The sequence below is a fragment of the Lysobacter olei genome (genome assembly GCF_054777355.1).
Genome location: NZ_BAAHAT010000001.1, coordinates 84,707 through 103,549, shown reverse-complemented (window position 1 = coordinate 103,549; position 18,843 = coordinate 84,707). Strand labels below are relative to the sequence as shown.

18 protein-coding genes are annotated in these 18,843 nt (G+C 68.8%); 6 read left to right on the top strand and 12 right to left on the bottom strand.

Annotated elements, in window-relative coordinates; translation table 11 throughout:
* Positions 1-2: 2 nt before the first annotated feature.
* Complete coding sequence (locus ACYVBS_RS00545) at positions 3-434, top strand: hypothetical protein (RefSeq protein WP_460821114.1); 432 nt, start codon at positions 3-5, stop codon at positions 432-434.
* Between the two features lie 17 nt (positions 435-451).
* Here the strand turns inward: ACYVBS_RS00545 and ACYVBS_RS00540 are convergent, their stop codons facing one another.
* The 5 genes from ACYVBS_RS00540 to ACYVBS_RS00520 form a co-directional block, all read right to left on the bottom strand.
* Entirely contained in the window at positions 452-1,708 is a 1,257-nt protein-coding gene (locus tag ACYVBS_RS00540; protein ID WP_460821113.1) for an endonuclease/exonuclease/phosphatase family protein, read from the bottom strand.
* On the bottom strand, positions 1,705-2,526 hold the full coding sequence (locus ACYVBS_RS00535; RefSeq protein ID WP_460821112.1) for an arginyltransferase: 822 nt from the start codon (positions 2,524-2,526) through the stop codon (positions 1,705-1,707). The genes ACYVBS_RS00540 and ACYVBS_RS00535 overlap by 4 nt, the downstream gene beginning before the upstream one ends.
* 58 nt (positions 2,527-2,584) lie before the next feature.
* Positions 2,585-3,415, bottom strand: a complete 831-nt coding sequence (locus ACYVBS_RS00530) for a hypothetical protein (protein WP_460821111.1) — start codon at positions 3,413-3,415, stop codon at positions 2,585-2,587.
* 3 nt (positions 3,416-3,418) lie between these two features.
* Positions 3,419-4,306, bottom strand: a complete 888-nt coding sequence (gene tesB, locus ACYVBS_RS00525; protein ID WP_460821110.1) for an acyl-CoA thioesterase II — start codon at positions 4,304-4,306, stop codon at positions 3,419-3,421.
* 84 nt (positions 4,307-4,390) lie between these two features.
* Positions 4,391-4,978, bottom strand: coding sequence for an N-acetylmuramoyl-L-alanine amidase (locus ACYVBS_RS00520; RefSeq protein ID WP_460821596.1), 588 nt, complete (start codon positions 4,976-4,978; stop codon positions 4,391-4,393).
* 111 nt (positions 4,979-5,089) lie between these two features.
* Between ACYVBS_RS00520 and ACYVBS_RS00515 the strand changes: the two genes are divergently transcribed.
* From ACYVBS_RS00515 to ACYVBS_RS00505, 3 genes are read left to right on the top strand one after another with little or no spacing between them, the layout of a single operon-like run.
* Positions 5,090-5,617 (top strand): hypothetical protein, encoded by a 528-nt coding sequence (locus ACYVBS_RS00515; RefSeq protein WP_460821109.1) that lies wholly within the window; start codon positions 5,090-5,092, stop codon positions 5,615-5,617.
* Complete coding sequence (gene rlmKL / locus ACYVBS_RS00510) at positions 5,614-7,920, top strand: bifunctional 23S rRNA (guanine(2069)-N(7))-methyltransferase RlmK/23S rRNA (guanine(2445)-N(2))-methyltransferase RlmL (protein WP_460821107.1); 2,307 nt, start codon at positions 5,614-5,616, stop codon at positions 7,918-7,920. The genes ACYVBS_RS00515 and rlmKL overlap by 4 nt, the downstream gene beginning before the upstream one ends.
* A complete protein-coding gene (locus tag ACYVBS_RS00505; RefSeq protein ID WP_460821106.1) occupies positions 7,871-8,512 on the top strand; it encodes a class I SAM-dependent methyltransferase in 642 nt (213 codons plus the stop codon). The genes rlmKL and ACYVBS_RS00505 overlap by 50 nt, the downstream gene beginning before the upstream one ends.
* A 76-nt stretch (positions 8,513-8,588) precedes the next feature.
* Here ACYVBS_RS00505 and ACYVBS_RS00500 read toward each other — a convergent pair whose 3' ends face one another.
* The 7 genes from ACYVBS_RS00500 to ACYVBS_RS00470 all read right to left on the bottom strand — a co-directional run bounded on the left by ACYVBS_RS00500 (position 8,589) and on the right by ACYVBS_RS00470 (position 16,606).
* Positions 8,589-9,029 (bottom strand): hypothetical protein, encoded by a 441-nt coding sequence (locus ACYVBS_RS00500; RefSeq protein WP_460821105.1) that lies wholly within the window; start codon positions 9,027-9,029, stop codon positions 8,589-8,591.
* A 125-nt stretch (positions 9,030-9,154) separates the two neighbouring features.
* On the bottom strand, positions 9,155-10,015 hold the full coding sequence (locus ACYVBS_RS00495) for a pirin family protein (RefSeq protein WP_460821103.1): 861 nt from the start codon (positions 10,013-10,015) through the stop codon (positions 9,155-9,157).
* Between the two features lie 106 nt (positions 10,016-10,121).
* Positions 10,122-10,532: a hypothetical protein gene (locus tag ACYVBS_RS00490; RefSeq protein WP_460821102.1), complete on the bottom strand. Its 411-nt coding sequence runs from the start codon at positions 10,530-10,532 to the stop codon at positions 10,122-10,124.
* A 66-nt stretch (positions 10,533-10,598) separates the two neighbouring features.
* Positions 10,599-11,105, bottom strand: a complete 507-nt coding sequence (locus tag ACYVBS_RS00485; RefSeq protein ID WP_460821101.1) for a GNAT family N-acetyltransferase — start codon at positions 11,103-11,105, stop codon at positions 10,599-10,601.
* Positions 11,106-11,204: 99 nt separating this feature from the next.
* Positions 11,205-14,759, bottom strand: a complete 3,555-nt coding sequence (gene mfd / locus ACYVBS_RS00480) for a transcription-repair coupling factor (protein WP_460821100.1) — start codon at positions 14,757-14,759, stop codon at positions 11,205-11,207.
* Between the two features lie 164 nt (positions 14,760-14,923).
* Positions 14,924-15,478, bottom strand: coding sequence for a GNAT family N-acetyltransferase (locus tag ACYVBS_RS00475; protein ID WP_460821099.1), 555 nt, complete (start codon positions 15,476-15,478; stop codon positions 14,924-14,926).
* Between the two features lie 267 nt (positions 15,479-15,745).
* Positions 15,746-16,606 (bottom strand): 23S rRNA (adenine(2030)-N(6))-methyltransferase RlmJ, encoded by an 861-nt coding sequence (locus tag ACYVBS_RS00470; RefSeq protein ID WP_460821594.1) that lies wholly within the window; start codon positions 16,604-16,606, stop codon positions 15,746-15,748.
* A 51-nt stretch (positions 16,607-16,657) separates the two neighbouring features.
* Here ACYVBS_RS00470 and creB point away from each other — a divergent pair, with 51 nt between their 5' ends.
* Both creB and creC read left to right on the top strand, forming a co-directional pair.
* Positions 16,658-17,350 carry a two-component system response regulator CreB gene (creB, locus tag ACYVBS_RS00465; RefSeq protein WP_460821098.1) on the top strand — a complete coding sequence of 231 codons (693 nt, stop codon included), beginning with the start codon at positions 16,658-16,660 and terminating at the stop codon, positions 17,348-17,350.
* Positions 17,351-17,357: 7 nt separating this feature from the next.
* On the top strand, positions 17,358-18,818 hold the full coding sequence (gene creC, locus ACYVBS_RS00460) for a two-component system sensor histidine kinase CreC (RefSeq protein ID WP_460821097.1): 1,461 nt from the start codon (positions 17,358-17,360) through the stop codon (positions 18,816-18,818).
* Positions 18,819-18,843 lie beyond the last annotated feature (25 nt).

Genomic DNA, 18,843 nt, shown 5'->3' with positions numbered 1-18,843 from the left:
ACATGAGCGAGGTGAGCGGGTTCGCGGTGTTCTTCTTCCCCCAGGCGCTGGACGTGCTGGGCGAGGCGATCAAACCGTATTTGCAGGAGGGTCCGGCTGGACCGCACATCCTGTGCAATGAGATCGATACCGGCGGGTCGCTGATCGAGATGACCATCGAGGGCCGTGACACGGAGGGCAAGACGGTCGAGCTGCAGCTGATGGTGCCGGTGAGCATGGTGCGGTTGATCGCGTCCGCGCGGGGCGAGGCTGCCTTCGGGTTTGGCCCGCGCGCCGAGGCGCCGGTCCCGATGCTGCCGCCCGTGGGGCCGACCGCCGAACCGGCGAGCGCGCCACCGCAGGCCGTGCCTGCTCCTGCGACGCCCGCGATGCCCTCGCATGAGCCGCCGTCGGGGCCGCCGGAAATCCTGGGCGACGCGCCCAAGCCGGACTGAGGCGCAGCCGCTTCGCGTCAGTCCTGCGACCAGGACACGTCGGTCCAGACCAGGTGGTGGTCGCTGGCGCCGGCAAGGGCGGCGTCCGGGTCCTGGCCCGCGGGCCAGAACACGCCGCTTTCCCGCAGCTGCAACCCGCGGGATGGCAACACGTAATCCAGCCGCAGCGTCCCCGTTCGCGGTCCGAAGTCGCCGGTGTGCGTCGCGGTGTCACCCTTGCGTGGCAGCGCCAGTTGGGTGGCACGTTCCACCGCGCCGGCGCTGCGCGGCGCGCGGCTCGCCTGCACGCGGGGGTGGTCGAGCAGTTGCTGGATTGCGCCGGGCACGCCATTGCCGTCGTCGGGGTCGGCGTTGTAGTCGCCCACGATCACGAATTGCGCACTTGGCGCCAGGCCCCCGCAGCGCCCGTTGTCATCGCACAGCCACGGCTGGCTTTCGCCTGACACGTACTCCTTCCACAGCCGGATCTCGTCGAAGTTGCGCGCGCCGTTCCTATTTTCAGGGCCATCGAACACGGGCGGAGTCGGGTGTGCGGCCAGCAGATGGATGATGCCGCCCGGGGTGCGGATCGGCACGTCCCAATGGGACTTCGAGGACAGCCGCAACTTTGACCACGTGGCCGGCGGGTACCAGGGACGGCCGGTACGCGGATCCTGTGGCTGCAAGGCGCCGGGCAGCAGGCTCCAGCGCAGGTGCTGGAACGTGCGCACCGATTCGGTGTCGATGGGGTGGCGCGACAGCACGAGCATGCCGTACTGGCCGGGGTGCAGGCCGTAGCCCCACGCGTCGTTGCCGCGGTCGCGACCGGCGCCACCGGTGGCGCCGTTGTTGTCCAGGTCCAGTCCGCTGGGCACGCCGGTGTTGACCGGCGCGAGGTAACGGTAGGGATAGTGCAGGGGTGCGCCACCGGCCTGGGCGGTTTCGAGGTATTGGCGCTGGAACAGGTCGGCCGCACGGTGGGCGGCGTCGTAATCAAACTCGTTGAGCAGGACGATGTCGGGGCGCACGCGCTGCAGCACCGCGGCAATGTTCCGCGCACGGGCGTCGCCGGCATCCAGTCGGCGGATCAGCCCCCCGGTCTCTTCGTCGTACAGCGAGGTGTTGTAGGTCGCCACCCGCACGGGCACCGCCGCGCCGAACTGTTCCGCCATGCTGCCTGCCCATGCCTCAGGGTTGCCCTGGATGTTGACCCGCACGCAGCCCGTGGCTGCCAGAAGGATCGCCAGCGCCAGCCACCAACGTCGGCGGTCGTGGCGAAAGGGGGGTGGGGTCATGCACAGTCTCCGAAATCAAGGTCGCGCCACCTGCGACCGTCGAAACCTTCGAGCGGGCGGAAGCGGCGTTTGTAATCCATCTTGGGGTGTCCGGCGATCCAGTAGCCCAGGTACAGGTGGGTGCGATGATCGCGCCGCGCCCATTCCAGTTGTTTGAGGATCGCCAGCGTGCCCAGACCACGGTCGTGCAGGTCCGGGTCATAGAACGTATACACCGCCGACAGCGCGTGGGTGATGACATCCGTGACCGCGACGGCGAGCAGGCGGCCCTCTTCGCGCAGTTCGATGAAGCGGCCCTCGTTCCAGCTTCCCACCAGGAACTGGTCGAACTCGACGGCGCCGTGGGTGTCCATGCCGCCATCGCGGTGGCGTGCGGTGAGGTATCGGCGGTAAAGCGCGAACTGTTCGTCGGTGCGCTCGGCCGGGCACACGCGCATCTCCACGCGGTCATTGCGTGCCAAGCAGCGGCGCTGGCTTCGGTCGGGCGCGAAGCGGGCCACCGGAATGCGCACCGCGACGCATGCCCGGCAGCCGGGGCAATGGGGCCGGTACACGATGTCGCCGGAACGACGGAATCCCCAGCCCAGCGCCAACGGGTAGTGCGCGGCCATGCGGGGGTCGCGCGGATCGAACACCAGGTCGCGGGCGATGCGGTTGGGCCAGTAGCCGCACGGGTGCTCGCCGGTGTGGAACAGGCGGAGGTCGTCGGGCGGCGGCACGGGGTTGTCGCGCATGCCAGCAGCATAGCGCTGCGCGGAAGGCGTGGCGCTACCCGATGGAGGGCAAATCACGGGAGGGCGGCCACGTCGCTGCGGCATTGTCGCCACGGCGTCGCGGGGCCGCACGGTCGCCGTGTTCAGACAGCCGCGCCGTTGCTCAGGTCGAGACGTGGCGCAGTGTCTTCACCACCTTCCACTGCCCGTCGACGCGCCGCACCTCGAAGGTCTTGTAACGCGCCCACATGCGGTGGTGGTACGCACTGAACTCGACCGTGCCAGCGTCCGGCGCGCTCGGGCGGAAGGCGGTGACATCAAGGATTTCGGCATCCTTACCAGACGTGCCGTGGTAGCTGCCCTTTTCCACGTCCGGCTGACGGACGCAGTGGTTGGCGGGCACGATCAGGTGGTCCGGGCTGCCGACGGCGCGCATCACGTCCTGTGGCGGCTTCTGGCCCGCCACCGAGACGCACACGACCGGCATGACGGTCTTGGGAATCTCGGCGTTGAGCACGGCAATCGCGACACCATTCAACATCGGCGCGACTTGGCCATTGAACGGCGGCGTGGCCAGTTCGGGCGAGGGGGTGGCCACCTGCTTGAGCGAATTCACCATCGCCAGGCCCAGGATGACCGCGATGCCGAGCATCAGGCCGGCCTTGATCCGCCAGGCGCGCTTTTGCGCCGACGTCTTGCTGTAGCGCGTTTCCTCGCTGCGGAAGGCGGGGGCGAGGAAACTCGACTCACCCGGACGCGTGGAGTCGAGCAGGCCCGCCTGGCGCAGCAGTTCGCGTGCGCGCACCTGGTCCTCGGACTGCACCACCCACACGGCGGGGCGCTTGGCGTTGTCGTCGCTGTAGCTGAAGGTGCCGCGGCGGTTGCCCTTGTAGGAGCGACCGTCGCTGATGCGTACTTCGATGCCTTCGTCGGCCAGCAGCTTGGCTACGGCTTCGACATTCTCGATGCGGGGGCTGCTGAAGACCTGCCGCACGGATCAGCCCTTGGCGCCGGGGGCGGCGGACTTCTGCACGACGCGGATCAGGCCTTCCTGCGCGGTGCTGGCCACCAGGCGGCCGTGGCGGTCGAAGACCTGGCCCCGGGCCAGGCCGCGGCCACCCTGCGCGCTGGGGCTGTCGATGGAGTACAGCAGCCAGTCGTCGGCACGGAACGGGCGGTGGAACCACAGCGCATGGTCCAGCGACGCCATCAACACGTTGGGCTGGTAGTAGCTGATGCCGTGCGGGAAGGTCGCCGTGCCCAGCAGGTGGAAGTCCGAGGCGTACGCGAGCAGGGCGCGGTGCAGTTCGGGCGCGTCACCGACCGGCTCGGTCAGGCGGAACCAGACCTGCTGGTAAGGCGGACGCTTGGGCGGGTTGAGCTCATCGCGCGGGTACACGTGGCGGAACTCGAACGGGCCCTGGCGCGTGAGCCAGCGCTGCACCTTGATCGGCAGGGTGGCCATCACTTCCGGGGGCACGGCGGCGGCGGGCTCGATGTCCTCGGGCTTGGGCACCTCCGGCATCGACAGCTGGTGTTCGCCGCCTTCCTCGTCCTTCTGGAACGAGGCGGCCAGGAAGAAGATCGGCTGGCCGTGCTGGATGGCGGTGACGCGGCGCACCGAGAAGCTGCCGCCGTCGCGGGTGCGGTCCACCTGGTAGACGATGGGCGCTTCGATGTCGCCGGCCTTGAGGAAATACGCGTGCAGCGAGTGCGCCGCGCGCGGGTCGAGCATGGTGGCCTGCGCGGCCGACAGTGCCTGGCCCAGCACCTGGCCACCGAACACGTACTTGGTGCCGATGTCGCGGCTCTGGCCGCGGAACAGGTTGTCCTCGAGGCGCTCGAGCGACAGCAGTTCGATCAGCTCGGAGACGTGGGAAGTCATGGGCGTGGGGGACTTGGCAGCAGGCTCGCCAGTATACCGGTCCGGCTCCCGTGACCCCGGGGCGACGCGCCCGGTCCGAGCGCCTCAGGGCAGCAGCACGTCGGGCTGCAGCCGCTCCAGTGGCACCGCCTGCAGGACCTCGTCCCACGGGAACCAGGGTCCCGGATCACGCTTGCGGCGAACCTTGCGCGACGGATCGTCGCTGGCCTCCACTTCGGTGGTGTCCAGGTCCTCGTGGCCGGCAATCAACCGCAAGCCAGGGTTCTCGGCACGCAGGCGATGCAGCAGCCCCACCAGCGCTTCGATCTGCGCCGCCGCATAGGGTTCGTCCATGGTCTGGTGGTCGGCCGCCAGCCAGTCGGGATAGCGGCCGCGATTGACCAGTTCGATGCCGATCGAGCGCGGGTTGTAGCCACGGGTGTGGTGGGCTACACGCTCCACCGACACGTACTGGTGCACGCTGCCGTCGCGGTCGATGTAGTAATGGCCACTGTTGCCGGTGGCTGAAGTGGCGTACAGCACCTCCTCACCAAAGCGGCGGGCCATGGCCAAGTCGGGCAATTCGGTGCAGTGGATCACCACCAGGTCCACCTGCTCGCGCGGGCGGGCCTCCAGTTGGCCTTCGTAGGGCAGAGGGTCGACGTGGAGGGCCAGCGGCGGCAGGTCGGGCAGCATGGCCTGGATGCTACCATTCGCCCCTGCACCGGAGCCTGCCGCGACGCGGCGCCCCCCAGCCCGCTGCCCGCGCCGCAGACCCGACCCCGTCATCCAGCCGGATCCTCCATGCGCGGACACTGCATCCTTTCCCACGGTTTCGAAAGCGGCCCCGACGCCACCAAGGTGACGGCGCTGGCGGAGGCGGCCGCGCGTGCGGGGTGGACCCACGAGCGTCCGGATTACACGGACCTGGATGCCAGGCGTGAGGTGACCGAACTGGGTGACGTACGCGCGCGCTTCGCACGGTTGCTGGAACTGGCGCGTGCGGCGGCTGCACGCGGTCCGGTGGTGCTGGCGGGCTCCAGCCTGGGCGCCTACATCTCCGGGCTGGTCTCGTTGCAGGTGCCCGTGGCCGGCCTGTTCCTGATGGCGCCACCGATCCGGATGGGCCAGGCGCAGCCGCTGGTGGCCGCCAGCGTGCCCACCGGGATCATCCATGGGTGGCATGACGAACTGATCCCCGCCGCGCACGTGGTGGAGTGGGCGGCACCGCGGGCCGATCGCCTGCTGCTGGTCAACGACGGTCACCGCCTGTCCGAACATGTGGAAACGAGCGCGAGCGAGTTTTCCGCCCTTTTGGAGCAGCTGCGATGAAATTCTTCGCCAGTTGCGGCAAGGGTCTTGAGTACCTTCTGGCCGATGAGCTGACCGCGCTGGGTTGCACGCGCGCCACGGCCACCATGGCCGGCGTCAACGTGGAAGGCTCGCTGCAGGACGCGCAGCGCGCGGTGATGTGGTCCCGGTTGGCCAGCCGCGTGCTGTGGCCGCTTTCGGAATTCGACTGCGCCGACGAACTCGCGCTGTATGGCGGCGTCGCCGCCGTGGCCTGGCCCGATCACCTGGGCGCAGGGGATACCCTCGCCGTGGACGCGCATGTGTCCGGCACCGCGATCACCCATGCGCGTTATGCCGCCCAGCGCGTCAAGGACGCCGTGGTGGACGTGATGCGGGCGCGGACGGGCGCACGTCCCGACGTGGACGTGGAATCGCCGGATCTGCGCCTCAACCTGGTGGTGCGCAAAGGCCGCGCCATCCTGTCGGTGGACTTGGGGGGCGGCCCGCTGCATCGGCGGGGCTGGCGCCTGAAGCAGGGCGAAGCCCCGCTGAAGGAGAACCTGGCGGCGGCGGTGCTGATGCGCGGCCAGTGGCCCAAGCGGTATGCCGAAGGTGGCGCGCTGCTGGACCCGATGTGCGGCAGCGGCACGCTGTTGATCGAGGGCGCGCTGATGGCGGCCGACGTGGCGCCCGGGCTGTTGCGCCACGAAGGGCGCGTGCCCACGCGCTGGCGTGGCTTTGATGCCGCCGCGTGGCAGTCGCTGGTCAATGCCGCACGCCAGCGTGAAGTCGCCGGCCGCGCAGCACTGAAGCCGGTGTTCTTTGGCAGCGACCTCGACCCGCATGCCATCCGTGCCGCACGCGACAACGAGGTGATGGCGGGGCTGGTGGGGGTCATCCACTGGGCGGTGGCGGATGTCGCGCAGTTGCCTTCGCGCGTGCGCGTGGTAGCGGCAGCGAAGCCGGTGGGCGGCGAGAGCGACTCCGGCTGCGACGAGGCTGCCGAACCCACGATGACCGAAGCAGCGGTGCCGGCAACGGCCGGTGTCGATGTGCCGGCGGGTGTTGTCGCGCTGCCGTCGACGGGACTCGTGGTCTGCAATCCTCCGTACGATGCGCGACTGGCCGCCGACCCGGCGCTGTACCGCGCGTTGGGCGACGCACTCAAGGCCGCCGTGCCCGACTGGCGTGCCAGCCTGCTGTGCGGTGATGCCGAGTTGGCGCGCGCGACCGGCCTGCGCGCGGGCAAGACGTACCAACTGTTCAACGGCGCCATCGAGTGCGCGTTGATCGTGGTCGACCCCATTCGATCCGCGCGTGACGTGGCGCGTGAGGCAGCCATCGCCGAAGGAACGCTGGAAGCACGCCCGTTGTCGGAAGGCGCGCAGATGGTGGCCAACCGGCTGCGCAAGAATCTTCGCAAGCTCAAGGCGTGGCGCGAACGCGAGCACGTCACCTGCTACCGCGCGTACGATGCGGACCTGCCGGAGTATGCGGCTGCCATCGACGTCTACACGACGGACGAAGCGTCGCCCCGCACGTTCCTGCACGTGCAGGAATATGCCGCGCCGGCGACCATTCCCGAGCCCGTGCAGCGACGTCGCCTCAACGAACTGCTCGCCGCCGCGCGTGAGGTGTTTGGCGTCGCCCGCGAACAGGTGGCGCTGAAAACGCGCTCGCGTGGCAAGGGCGGCAGCAAATACGGCCACTTCGACAGCCGCGGCGAATTCATCACCGTGCGCGAAGGCGACGCGCGGCTGCGCGTGAACCTGTTCGATTACCTCGATACCGGGCTCTTCCTCGACCACCGACCGATGCGCCTGCGCTTGGCCGAGGAAGCCGAGGACACGCGCTTCCTCAACCTGTTCGCCTATACCGGCGCGGCCACCGTGCACGCCGCAGTGGGCAGCGCGCGCTCGACCACCACGGTGGACCTGTCCGGGACCTACCTGCAGTGGTGCGCCGACAACCTGCAGGAGAACGGCATCGGCGGGAACCGTCACCGCCTGGTGCAGGCCGACGTCATGCGTTGGCTGGATGAGGACGAGGGTACTTACGACCTGATCTTCTGTGACCCGCCCACCTTCTCCAACTCCAAGCGGGCCGACGACTTCGACGTGCAGGCGGCGCACGTGCCGCTGCTGCGGGGCGCGATGGCCCGCCTGGCGCCCGGTGGCGTGCTGTACTTCTCCAACAACTTCCGGCGTTTCAAGTTGGACGAGGCGGCGGTGTCTGCTTTTGCCGACTGCGTGGAGATCACGCCCCGCACCATTCCCCTCGATTTCGAGCGCGATGCGCGCATCCACCGCTGCTGGCGGTTGCGCCATCCGGGAGCCGGATGAGATGACGCGCGGCCGGCCGCGGTTGCATCGGGCGCACTGGTGGACGTTCTTCCGCCAGTGGCTCCGCAACCCGCGCCGGACGGCGGCGGTGGTGCCCTCCAGCGCTGAGCTGGCGAAGGCGATGCTGCAGGAGCTGCCCGATGGCGCGCGGCGGGTAATCGAATTGGGTGGTGGCACGGGCGCGGTCACGGCTGCGCTGCTGGAAGCCGGCTTGGGCGGTGATGGCCTGCTGGTCGTCGAGTTGAACGAGGAACTGCACGCCCACCTGCACGCCCTGTTCCCTGGCGTGTGGATCGTGCGCGGCGATGCGCGCGAGTTGCCGCGCATTGCGGGCGACTATCTGGCGGCCGGACCTGCGGATGCCATCGTGTCCGGCCTGGGGCTGTTGTCCATGCCGCGGGACATGCAGCGGGACCTGATGGCGGCGGCGTTCGCGTGCCTCCGCCCCGGCGGGCATTTCGTGCAGTTCACGTACGGTCCGTCCCCGCCGGTGGCAGGGGAGGTCGCGATGGAGTTGGACCTGCAGGTTCGGCGCGGCGCCTTCGTGCTGCGGAACATGCCGCCCGCAACCGTGTACGTTTACACGCGCTGAAACCCGTACGGTGCGCGTCGCGCGCCCACACGGTCGCACGGTCGCACCCGCGGTGCGACCGTGGCGCCCACGGGCATCAATTGCTGCTGAGCCGCTCGGCCTGGAATCGCATGCCGCGGGCGGTGGCGATTTCTTCCTTGAGCCGCTCGGGCGAACTGGCCTGCAGCCAGATATGGGCGACGCGGCCGTCGGTCAGTTTCACAACCGTTTCGCGCGTTTCCACGTTGGGGCGGCCCGCCACCTCGCTGCGATACCAATAGATGGCCTGGCCATCGATGGTGTCTTCCTCGACACGGTTGCCGCGCTTGGGCTCGAACGGTGCCTTGCGCGCGATGTAAACGCCAAACGCCTCCGTGCCGTCCGGGCGAAGGGCCCGGCAGAAGTCGGTATCAGCGGTGGTGCGGTGCTCCCAGGCGAGGACCGCGCCATCAGGAAGTTTCGGACAGCCGGCGGCATCCTGCGCCTGCGCGGCTCCCGCCGCAGCCAACAAAGACAGACAAAGGACTCGCTTGATCATGGTTGTTCCCCCAGGTCGCAACCACGGCGTGGTTGCGGTTTCGACCATAAAGCACAAATGGGGTCATTGACAAATGGTTAACAATAGGTTGCGCGTGTAACCGCCCGGACGGGGCCCCGGCAGCGTCAACGGTCGGGGAGGGGGATGAATTCGTCATCGCCCGGAACTTTGCCGAAGCGGCCTTCGGCCCAGTCGAGCTTGGCTTGTTCGATCCTCTCACGGGATGATGAGACGAAGTTCCACCACAGGTGGCGCGGCCCATCCAGCGGTTCCCCGCCCAGCAGCATGGCTTTGAGCGGGGTTCGTGCCCTCAGGCAGTGGCGTACGCCCGGGTCCAGAACGATCAGGTGGCGCTCGGGAATGTCGGCGCCATCCAGTTGGGCGTCACCGTCCAGCACATACAGCGCACGCTCGGCGTGGCCTGCGTCCAGGTCGACTTCGGCGTCCACGTCCAGGTCGATGGCGACGTACAGGGTGTCGTTGAACACCTTCACCGGCGCCTCTTCGCCGTAGGCGCGGCCCGCGACGATGCGCAGCCAGGCGCCATCGCGCCGCAGGTGCGGCAGGGTCTCGGCCGAATGGTGGAAGAACGCCGGAGCGGTCTCTTCCTGCGACTTGGGCAGCGCCACCCAGGTCTGCATGCCGTGCAGCGGGTGCTCGCCCTCGCGCAGGGCGGCAGGCGTGCGCTCGGAGTGGGCGATGCCGCGGCCCGCCGTCATCCAGTTCACGTCGCCAGGATTGATGTCCTGCAGGCTGCCCAGCGTATCGCGGTGGGTGATCGTGCCGGACCAAAGGAACGTCACCGTGGCCAGGCCGATGTGCGGGTGCGGGCGCACGTCGATGCCCCGGCCGGGTTCGAACACGGCAGGGCCCATGTGGTCTACGAAGACGAAGGGGCCAACGGATCGCGCTTGCAGGGTGGGAACCGCGCGCCGCACCTGCAGGCCGCCGATGTCATGCACGCGGGGGGCGACGATCGTGGTCATGGCCGTGCTCCGTTGGAGAGGCCTACAGGATGCCACCGTCCCGCCCAAGTGGCGGGCGGCAGGGCGGGAACGGGTTGTTCCACCGCCTCCGATCGTCCGGGCCTGCTCACTGCGTGGTCGCGTTGATCCGCAAAGTGGCCTTGGGGCGCTCGCCAAACTCCAGTGCGAGGATTCGCAGCGTGAAGCCGTCAATTCGTGCAGCCGGCGCCTCGGGCAGGTTGAGCGTCAGGCGCCGGGGTTCACCGCCTGCGGGGCGGTGTTCGAACACGACGTCGGCGTCTCCTGCGCGAATGCACTGGACGTTGGGCGGGCAGCGAGAGTCCTGCGCGACGTGTACGTAGGTCAGCGTTGCGTCATCGGGAAGGACGACCTGTTGTCCCGGTGCAAGCTGGAAGGAGGCGCCGGGCCGCGCGCGCATCGAGGTGCTGGCGCAGGCCGTCAATGCCATCGCCAGGAGTGTGGCGGCAAGGGGCAGGCGGTTTCGACGCGCCGTGCGGCAATGCGGGGTGTGGATCATCGGCAAGGACACTCCATGTGGGTGGACGCCGCTGGCACCGCGGCGGGTGTCGTCGGCGATCCGATCCTACGCGGCGCTCCAAGCGAACAGCTTCACCTCGTCGTCGCGCGTAAGCGGCAGCATGCGCTCGAAGCGGAACCCCAGGCTCTCGAGCAGGCGTGCCGAACTGGCATTGCCGGGCGACGTGATCGCCACGACGCGTTGCAGGCGGTGTTCGCGCTGGCCATGTTCAAGCGTGGCCCGGGCCGCCTCGCGCGCATAGCCATGGCCCCAGTACTGCGGCAGCAGCGCATAGCCGATGTCCACGTCGTCGAGCGTGTCGCGCTTGATCAGGCCGCACAGGCCCATCACGGCGCCATCCGCGTCGCGTTCGACGCAGTACAGCCCAAAGCCGTGCCGCGCATACATTTCCAGCGGGCCCTTGCGGATGTAGTCGCGCGCATCGTCCAGGTTGCGGACGCCCTTGTCGCCGATGTTCTCCAGCCACGAGGGCTGGTTCACCAGGTCCAGGATGAAGGGCGCATCGTCCAGCGTGATGGGGCGCAGGCGAAGGCGTTCGGTGGTGATCGGCATCAAGGCAGGGACTCCGTCGGGGTCGCCGGACAGCATACGGCGCGCGCACGGCCGGAGCGACGGCTGGCCTGCGACGGCAGGGCGGTCCGGATGGACCGCTCAGCCAGGACGAAGTGTGGTGAACAGCCCGCGCGCGGCGTTGATCCGTGCCGTCGCGTCCGGGAGTTCCAGCTTCAGCTTCAGCTTGTCCGGTCCGTCCATCTGGTACAGCTTGGGCTGTCCCTGGATCATCCTGATGATGGCCATAGGGTCGACGTTCGGCTTTTCCACGAACTGGATACGGCCGCCACCGGCGCCGATGTCCAGCTTGCGGATCCCCAGGTCGGTGGCCAGCAGCTTCAGTTCGGCCACGGCGAAGAGGTGCTTGGCCGGGTCGGGCAGCAGGCCGAAGCGATCGATCATTTCCACCTGCAGCTCGCGCAGTTCCTCGGCATTGCGGGCGCCGCTGATCCGCTTGTACAGGGTCAGGCGGGTGTGCACGTCCGGGAGGTAGTCATCGGGGATCAGCGCCGGGACATGCAATTCCACCTCGGCACCGCGCGCCTCGTGCGCGTCCACGTCGGGCAGCTTGCCCTGCCGGATCGACTTGACCGCGCGCTCCAGCAGTTCGGTGTACAGGCTGAACCCGACCTCGGCCATCTGGCCGCTCTGGTCCTCGCCCAGCAACTCGCCGGCGCCGCGGATCTCCAGGTCATGGGTGGCCAGGGTGAAGCCCGCACCCAGTTCGTCCATGGCCGAAATGGCGTCCAGGCGCTTCTTCGCGTCGGCGGTGATGGACTTCTTGTCGGGCACCACCAGGTAGGCATAGGCGCGGTGGTGGCTGCGGCCGACGCGGCCGCGCAGCTGGTGCAACTGCGCCAGGCCGAACTTGTCGGCGCGGTTGATGATGATGGTGTTGGCGTTGGGGATGTCGATGCCCGACTCGATGATGGTCGAGGCCAGCAGCACGTTGAAGCGCTGCTTGTGGAAGTCGAGCATCACCCGCTCCAGCTCGCGCTCCGGCATCTGGCCGTGGGCCACGCCGATGCGCGCCTCCGGCACCAGTTCCTCGAGCTGGCGCTGCATGCGGCCGATGCTCTCCACGTCGTTGTGCAGGAAGTACAGCTGGCCGCCGCGCGACAGCTCACGCTGGAAGGCCTCGCGCAGTTGGGCGTCATCCCACTGGACCACGAAGGTCTGCACCGCCAATCGATGGGCAGGCGGCGTGGCAATGATGCTCAGGTCGCGCAGGCCAGCCATCGCCATGTTGAGCGTGCGCGGGATCGGCGTGGCGGTCAGGGTCAGCAGGTGCACGTTGGCGCGCAGTGCCTTCAACGCCTCCTTCTGGCGCACGCCGAAGCGCTGTTCTTCGTCGACGATCACCAGGCCCAAGTCCTTGAAGCGCACGTCCGGTTGCAGCAGGCGGTGGGTGCCGACGATGACGTCGATCTTGCCTTCGGCAACCTTGGCCAGTTCGGCCTCGATCTCCTTCTTGGACTTGAAGCGCGACAGCACCTCCACCTTCAACGGCCAGTCGGCGAATCGGTCGCGGAAGTTGCGGTAGTGCTGCTCGGCCAGCAGCGTGGTGGGCACCAGCACCGCGACCTGCTTGCCGCCTGCCGCCGCGGTGAACGCGGCGCGCACCGCGACTTCGGTCTTGCCGAAGCCCACGTCGCCGCAGACCACGCGGTCCATCGGCTGGCTGGAGGCAAGGTCACGGATCACCGCTTCGATGGCGGCGTGCTGGTCGGGGGTTTCCTCGAACGGGAATGCCGCGGCAAAGGGTTCGTACATCGCGCGGTCGACGTCGATGGCGAGGCCGGCGCGGGCCTGGCGCTTGGCCTGGATCTCCAGCAGCTCGGCGGCCACGTCGCGCACCTTCTCCGCCGCCTTGCGCTTGGCCTTGGTCCACTGCTCGCCGCCCAGCGAGTGCAGCGGCGCGGTCTCCGGCGAGGCGCCGGAGTAGCGGTTGATCAGGTGCAACTGCGCGACCGGCACGTACAGGCGGTCGCCCTTTGCGTATTCGATCTCGAGGTATTCGCCCTTTTCGCCGCCGGCTTCCAGCACGATCAGGCCGCGGTAACGACCGACACCGTGGTCCTCGTGGACGATGGGCGCACCTTCGCTCAACTCGCCCAGGTCACGGATGATGGCCTCGGGTTCGCGGCCGGCGCGCTTGCGCCGACGCGGCTGCGATGCGCGCTCCGGAAACAGCTGGCGCTCGGTGAGCACCGCGATGGCGGGCGCGTCGATGGCGAAGCCGTCGTCGAACGGGGCGACGGCGATGGCGAAGCGGGGGGACGGTTGGCCGGTTGCGTCGCGCGCGCCCACGTCACCGGTTCCATGGGGACCCGGACGCGTGCGGTCGCCAATACCCTCGCCAGTGAACGGCATGGCCGCCGCAAAGCCGGCCCAGTCGGCGACCACGGCAGGGCGCAACTCGGCGGCGGCCAGCAGCTCCAGCAGCGCCTCGCGGCGGCCAGGTGAGTCTGCGGCCACCAGCACGCGGCCGGGATAATTGCCCAGGAACGACTTCAGCGCCGCACCGGGCGCGACATCCTTGGCGGCAATGGGCAGCGCGGGGGCCGGCTGGTCACCCAAGGCCTGCGCGCGCTCACGCTGCGGGTGGCCTTCGCCGCACAGCTCGATCCGCTCGCCTTCGTTGAGGCGTTCGCGCAACTGCTGGGGCGACAGGTACAGCGCATCCGGCGGCAGGATGGGGCGCTCGATGTCGTGGCGACGCTGCTCGTAGCGCTCGCCCGTCTGATGCCAGAACTGGTCGGCGGCGTCCATGGCGCCATCTGCGATCACCGGCAGCGCCGTGTCAGCCAAGTAATCGAACAGGGTCGACGTCTGCTCGAAGAACAACGGCAGGTAGTACTCGATGCCGGCGGGTGCCGCGCCGGCCTTCAGGTCCTGGTACAGCGCGCTGCGGCGGGTATCCAGGTCGAAGCGGTCGCGCAGCCCGTCCATCGCGCGCTTGAGCGCGGCGTCGTCGAGCGGCACTTCGCGGCCAGGCAGCAGCCTGACCTCGTCGATCTTGTCCAGCGAACGCTGGGACTCCGGGTCGAAGCCGCGAATGGTGTCGATCTCGTCGTCCAGCAACTCCACGCGGAACGGCGTGTCCGCGCCCATCGGGTACACGTCGAGCAGGCCGCCGCGCACGGCAAAGTCGCCCGGGTCCAGTACCTGCGGCACGTTGCGGTAGCCGGCGGATTCCAGCCGGCGCTTCTCGGCGTCCAGGTCCAGGCGCTGGCCGACGCGTACGTCGAAACTGCCGCCCACCACATGACGCACCGGCGCCAAGCGCTGAAGCAGCGTCTGCACGGGCACCACGACGATGCCGCGCTTGAGCGTGGGCAGGCGGTGCAGCGCGGCCAAGCGCTGCGAGACGATGTCCGGGTGCGGGCTGAAGACGTCGTAGGGCAGGGTTTCCCAATCCGGAAAGGCCAACACCGGAATGTCCGCCTGCGCTCCCAGCAGGGTGTGCAGGTCGGTCTCCAATTGGTGGGCGCCATGGTTGTCCTTGGCGACCACCAGCAACGGGCCCGCGTGCGCCGCGGCAGCGGTCGCCAGATGGAACGCGAGTGCCGATGGCGAGGCCGGCTGCTTCCACCAGGCGCGGGACTGGCCCGGGCGGGGCAGGGGCGGAGAAGGGAACCGCGGCATGGACATCAGGTGTAATCCCGGGACAACGTCGACAGCGCCGACAAGCAGACCGTCAGCGCGAAAGGCTCAAGTTTACGCGAGTGCGTTCGGGGCGCTTCGTGATGGGCACGGACGGGTACCCGCCGCGCGTTGCGGCGCCGGCTGCCACCCGTGTGCCGCGCGGGCGACGCTCAGTCGTCCTTGACGTCCTTCAGGGTGAGGATCACCCGGACCAGTCCCTGGGCATCCTGCTGGAACTCCCGTTCGAAGCCCATCGTCTCCGCCAGTTCCAGCATCGGCAGGTTGTGCTCGAACACATCGCCATAGATCCGCTCGACCTTCTTGCCGCGCGCCCACTTCACCAGCCGGGTCATCAGGTAGCGACCCAGGCCCATGTGCGAGATGAAGTGGCTCACCAGGATGGCGAATTCCGCGTCCGTGCCATTGTCGTCAATGGCAATGCGGGCCACCGCGCCCACCAGCGCTTCGCCCGGTGGCAGGGGTTCGGCCGCGACCAGCGCGAATTCGGTCTTGGGGTTCAGGCGGGTCAGGCGCTCGGCCATTTCCGCCGTCAGCTCCTTCATCGAATACAGGAAGCGCTGACGCACCTCTTCCGGCTGAAGCAGCCCGAAGCTGGCGCGAATCGGCTCGGCGTCCTCCGGGCGGATCGGACGGATGAGCACTTCGCGACGGTTGGGGAGCACGAGCATTTCGTGCCAGGGAGGGAGTCGGTCTCGCGCGGCCATGGCCGGATATTGGCACACTAACGGTTAATCCGATCTTCATCCGGTGCTTACACATCCAATCCGCTGGACCAACGATCCCGGGTGGGGCGCCCGCCCCTGCCTCGGCCCCGGCGGTTCACTACTTGAACCTGTGGACTTGGGCTGCGTCGCTGGCGGGCGTCAGGCGGCGGGGCGTGGTGGCGGCGTTGTCCCGCATCTTTGCCGGTAGGCGACGCAGTGCTGCTGACCTGTCTGGAACGAGTGGTCGCACACGCGCCCCTAGGCTGGTCACTCCGGCGCCTTGAGCCACTCCACGCGAGCGCTGGCGCCTGCCGTCTCCGCCAGTGCTTTCGCCACCTTGGTCAGCGCGGGTTTGAGCTGTTGGTCCAACTGCCACGGCGCGTTGAGCACCAGCATGCCGCTGCCATTCATGCGCAGCGGCGAGTCGTCTTCGCGCACCATCAGCTCGGCCACCAGTGCCGACTTGGCCGGCAGGGTGGCGGCGCGGCGGAAGAACGGCTGCAGCGAGCGGCGCAACTTGATCGGGTACCACACGGCGAACATGCCCTGCGGCCAGCGCGTCAGGCCGTCGCGCACACTGGAGAGGACCGCGTCGAACTCTTCCAGCTGGGCCTCGTACGGTGGGTCCACGAGCACCAGGCCACGCGCAAACTTGGTCTCGCCGATACGGGGCGGCAGCAGGGCCTTGATCGCGGCGTAGCCGTCGCGCTCATGCACGGCCATGCGCGGCTCGCGGGCGAAGTTGGCCTTCAGCTGTCCGGCTTCCTCGGGGTGCAGTTCGCAGGCGGCAATGCGGTCCTGTTCGCGCAGGGCGTGGGCGAGCAGCCAGGGCGAGCCGGGGTAGGCGGTCGTGCCGTGCTGATTGCGGCAGGCGCGTACCGCCTGCAGGTAGCGCTGGATCAGTGGGTCCCTGGGCTCCTCGGCCATCAGTCGGCCAATGCCGCCCTGGGCCTCGCCGGTGCGCTGGGCGGAATTGCTGTCCAACGCGTACAGGCCTCGCCCCGCGTGGGTGTCCAGCGCGAAGACGGGGGCCGGCTTGGCCACCAGTGCGTCGCACAGGGCCAGCGCGGTGAGGTGCTTGATGACGTCGGCGTGGTTGCCGGCGTGGAAGGCATGGCGGTAATTCATGTGCATAGGGTAGCCCGTCGCCCGCCCGCCTTGCTCTAATGCGGCATCCCCATGGGTGTGGACGCGATGCCGCGGATCCTGCTGGTCGAAGACGAGGTGGCGATTGCCGAGGCCGTGGTGTACGCGCTGCGTGCCGATGGCCTGGCGGTGAGCCATTGCCTGACGGCCAGCGATGCGCTGCGGTTGGCGGCGCAGGAAGGCTTCGACCTGGCGATCCTCGATGTCGGGCTGCCGGACATGGGCGGGTTCGCCCTGTGCCGCGAGTTGCGACGGGCACGGGACCTGCCGGTGATCTTCCTGACGGCACAGGCGGCCGAGGCCGATCGGGTCCTCGGGCTGGAAATCGGTGCCGATGACTACGTCGCCAAGCCGTTCTCGCTGCGTGAGCTGGTCGCGCGGGTGCGGGTCGTGCTGCGCCGGACGCAGCCGGCGGCGGCCGCGCCGCAGGCGGTGGCCGGTTTCGAGCTGGACGCGGAGGGGCACCGCATTCGTTACCGGGGCCGGGCACTGGACCTGACGCGGTATGAGTACGGCCTGCTCGCGCAACTGCTGCAGCGCCCCGGCGCGGTGCTGTCCCGCGCGCAGCTGATGGACCGCGTGTGGGGCGATGCGCTCGAAAGTGGCGATCGCACGGTCGACACCCACATCAAGACATTGCGGGCCAAGTTGCGCGCCACCGCGACCGACGCGCCGGATCCGATCCGTACGCACCGCGGGTTGGGCTATTCGCTGGCGGTGGACTGAGACGGCCGTGAAGATCGGGCTGCGGATCTTCCTCGGGTACTTCCTCGTCGTGGCGATGGCGGCGCTGTTGCTGGGGCGCGTGTTTGTTGCCGAAGTGAAGCCCGGGGTGCGCCAGGCGATGGAGGACACCCTGGTGGACACCGCCAATGTGCTGGCGGAATTGGCCACCGATGACCTGCTGGCCGGTCGCATCAACGAGGGCGGGTTCGCGACCCGGATGCGGGCCTTGGCCGAGCGGGACTTTGGCGCGCAGATCTGGGGTTTCCAAAAGCGCGCCAGCCAGTACCGGGTCTACGTGACCGACGCGAGGGGCAGGGTCGTGTTCGACACCGATGCGCGCGCCGGACATGGCGGCGCGCTCGGCCAGGATTACTCGCGCTGGAACGACGTGCACCTCACGCTGCGGGGGCGCTACGGGGCGCGCTCGACCTTGGCCGACCCCAGCGACCCCGACTCGAGCGTGATGCACGTGGCCGCGCCCATCCGCGACGCGGAAGGCCGGATTGCGGGCGTGCTGACCGTAGCCAAGCCCAATCGCACGATCGCGCCGTTCATCGAGCGTAGCCAGTCGAAGGTGCTGCGCTGGGGACTGGTGCTGATGGGCGTCTCCCTGCTGGTGGGTGTGCTGGCGGCTGGATGGCTGTCGAGGCAGTTGGGCCGGCTGCGTCGCTACGCCCAGGCTGTCACGGCGGGCGAGCGCGTGGTGCTACCCGCGGTGCGGGGCGAATTCGGTGAGCTCGGTCGCGCGCTGGAGACCATGCGTGTGCGGCTGGAGGGCAAGCAGTACATCGAGCAATACGTACACGCCCTGACCCACGAGCTCAAATCGCCGCTGGCGGCCATCCGTGGCAGTGCGGAATTGCTGGAATCGCCGATGGCGGACGAGGACCGGGCCCGATTCGTCGGTAACATCCGCGCGCAAGGCGAACGCATGGCGCAGATGATCGACAAGCTGCTCGCACTTGCCGCGGTCGAACATCGCCAGCAATTAGAGCGTCCGGAGCCCGTCAGGCTGGCCGAGGTCGTGCGCGACGCGCTGGCACTGTGCGATGCGCGTGGCGCGAAGGGCGAAGGCCGAATTCGCCCGTTGCTGCCTGCCGACGACGTGGTGGTCGTCGGCGATGCTTTCCTGTTGCGGCAGGCCCTGACAAACCTGATTGAAAATGCGTTGGATTTTTCCCCCTCAACAGGCGACGTCGAGGTGACCCTCCACGTGGTCGGAAGCCACGCGCGCCTTGAGGTCCTGGACCGTGGCCCCGGTGTCCCCGACTACGCGCGCGAGCGGGTGTTCGAGCGGTTCTACTCCCTGCCGCGCCCCGGTGGCGGCAGCCGAAGCAGTGGCCTCGGGTTGTGCTTCGTCGCAGAGGTGGCGGCCCTGCATGGCGGACGAGCGACGCTGGAAAACCGCGACGGCGGGGGCGCCGTCGCCACGCTTGAGTTGCCATTGGCCCATGGCGGGCGCGGCTGACACCGTCCACTTCACCGCCGCTTCA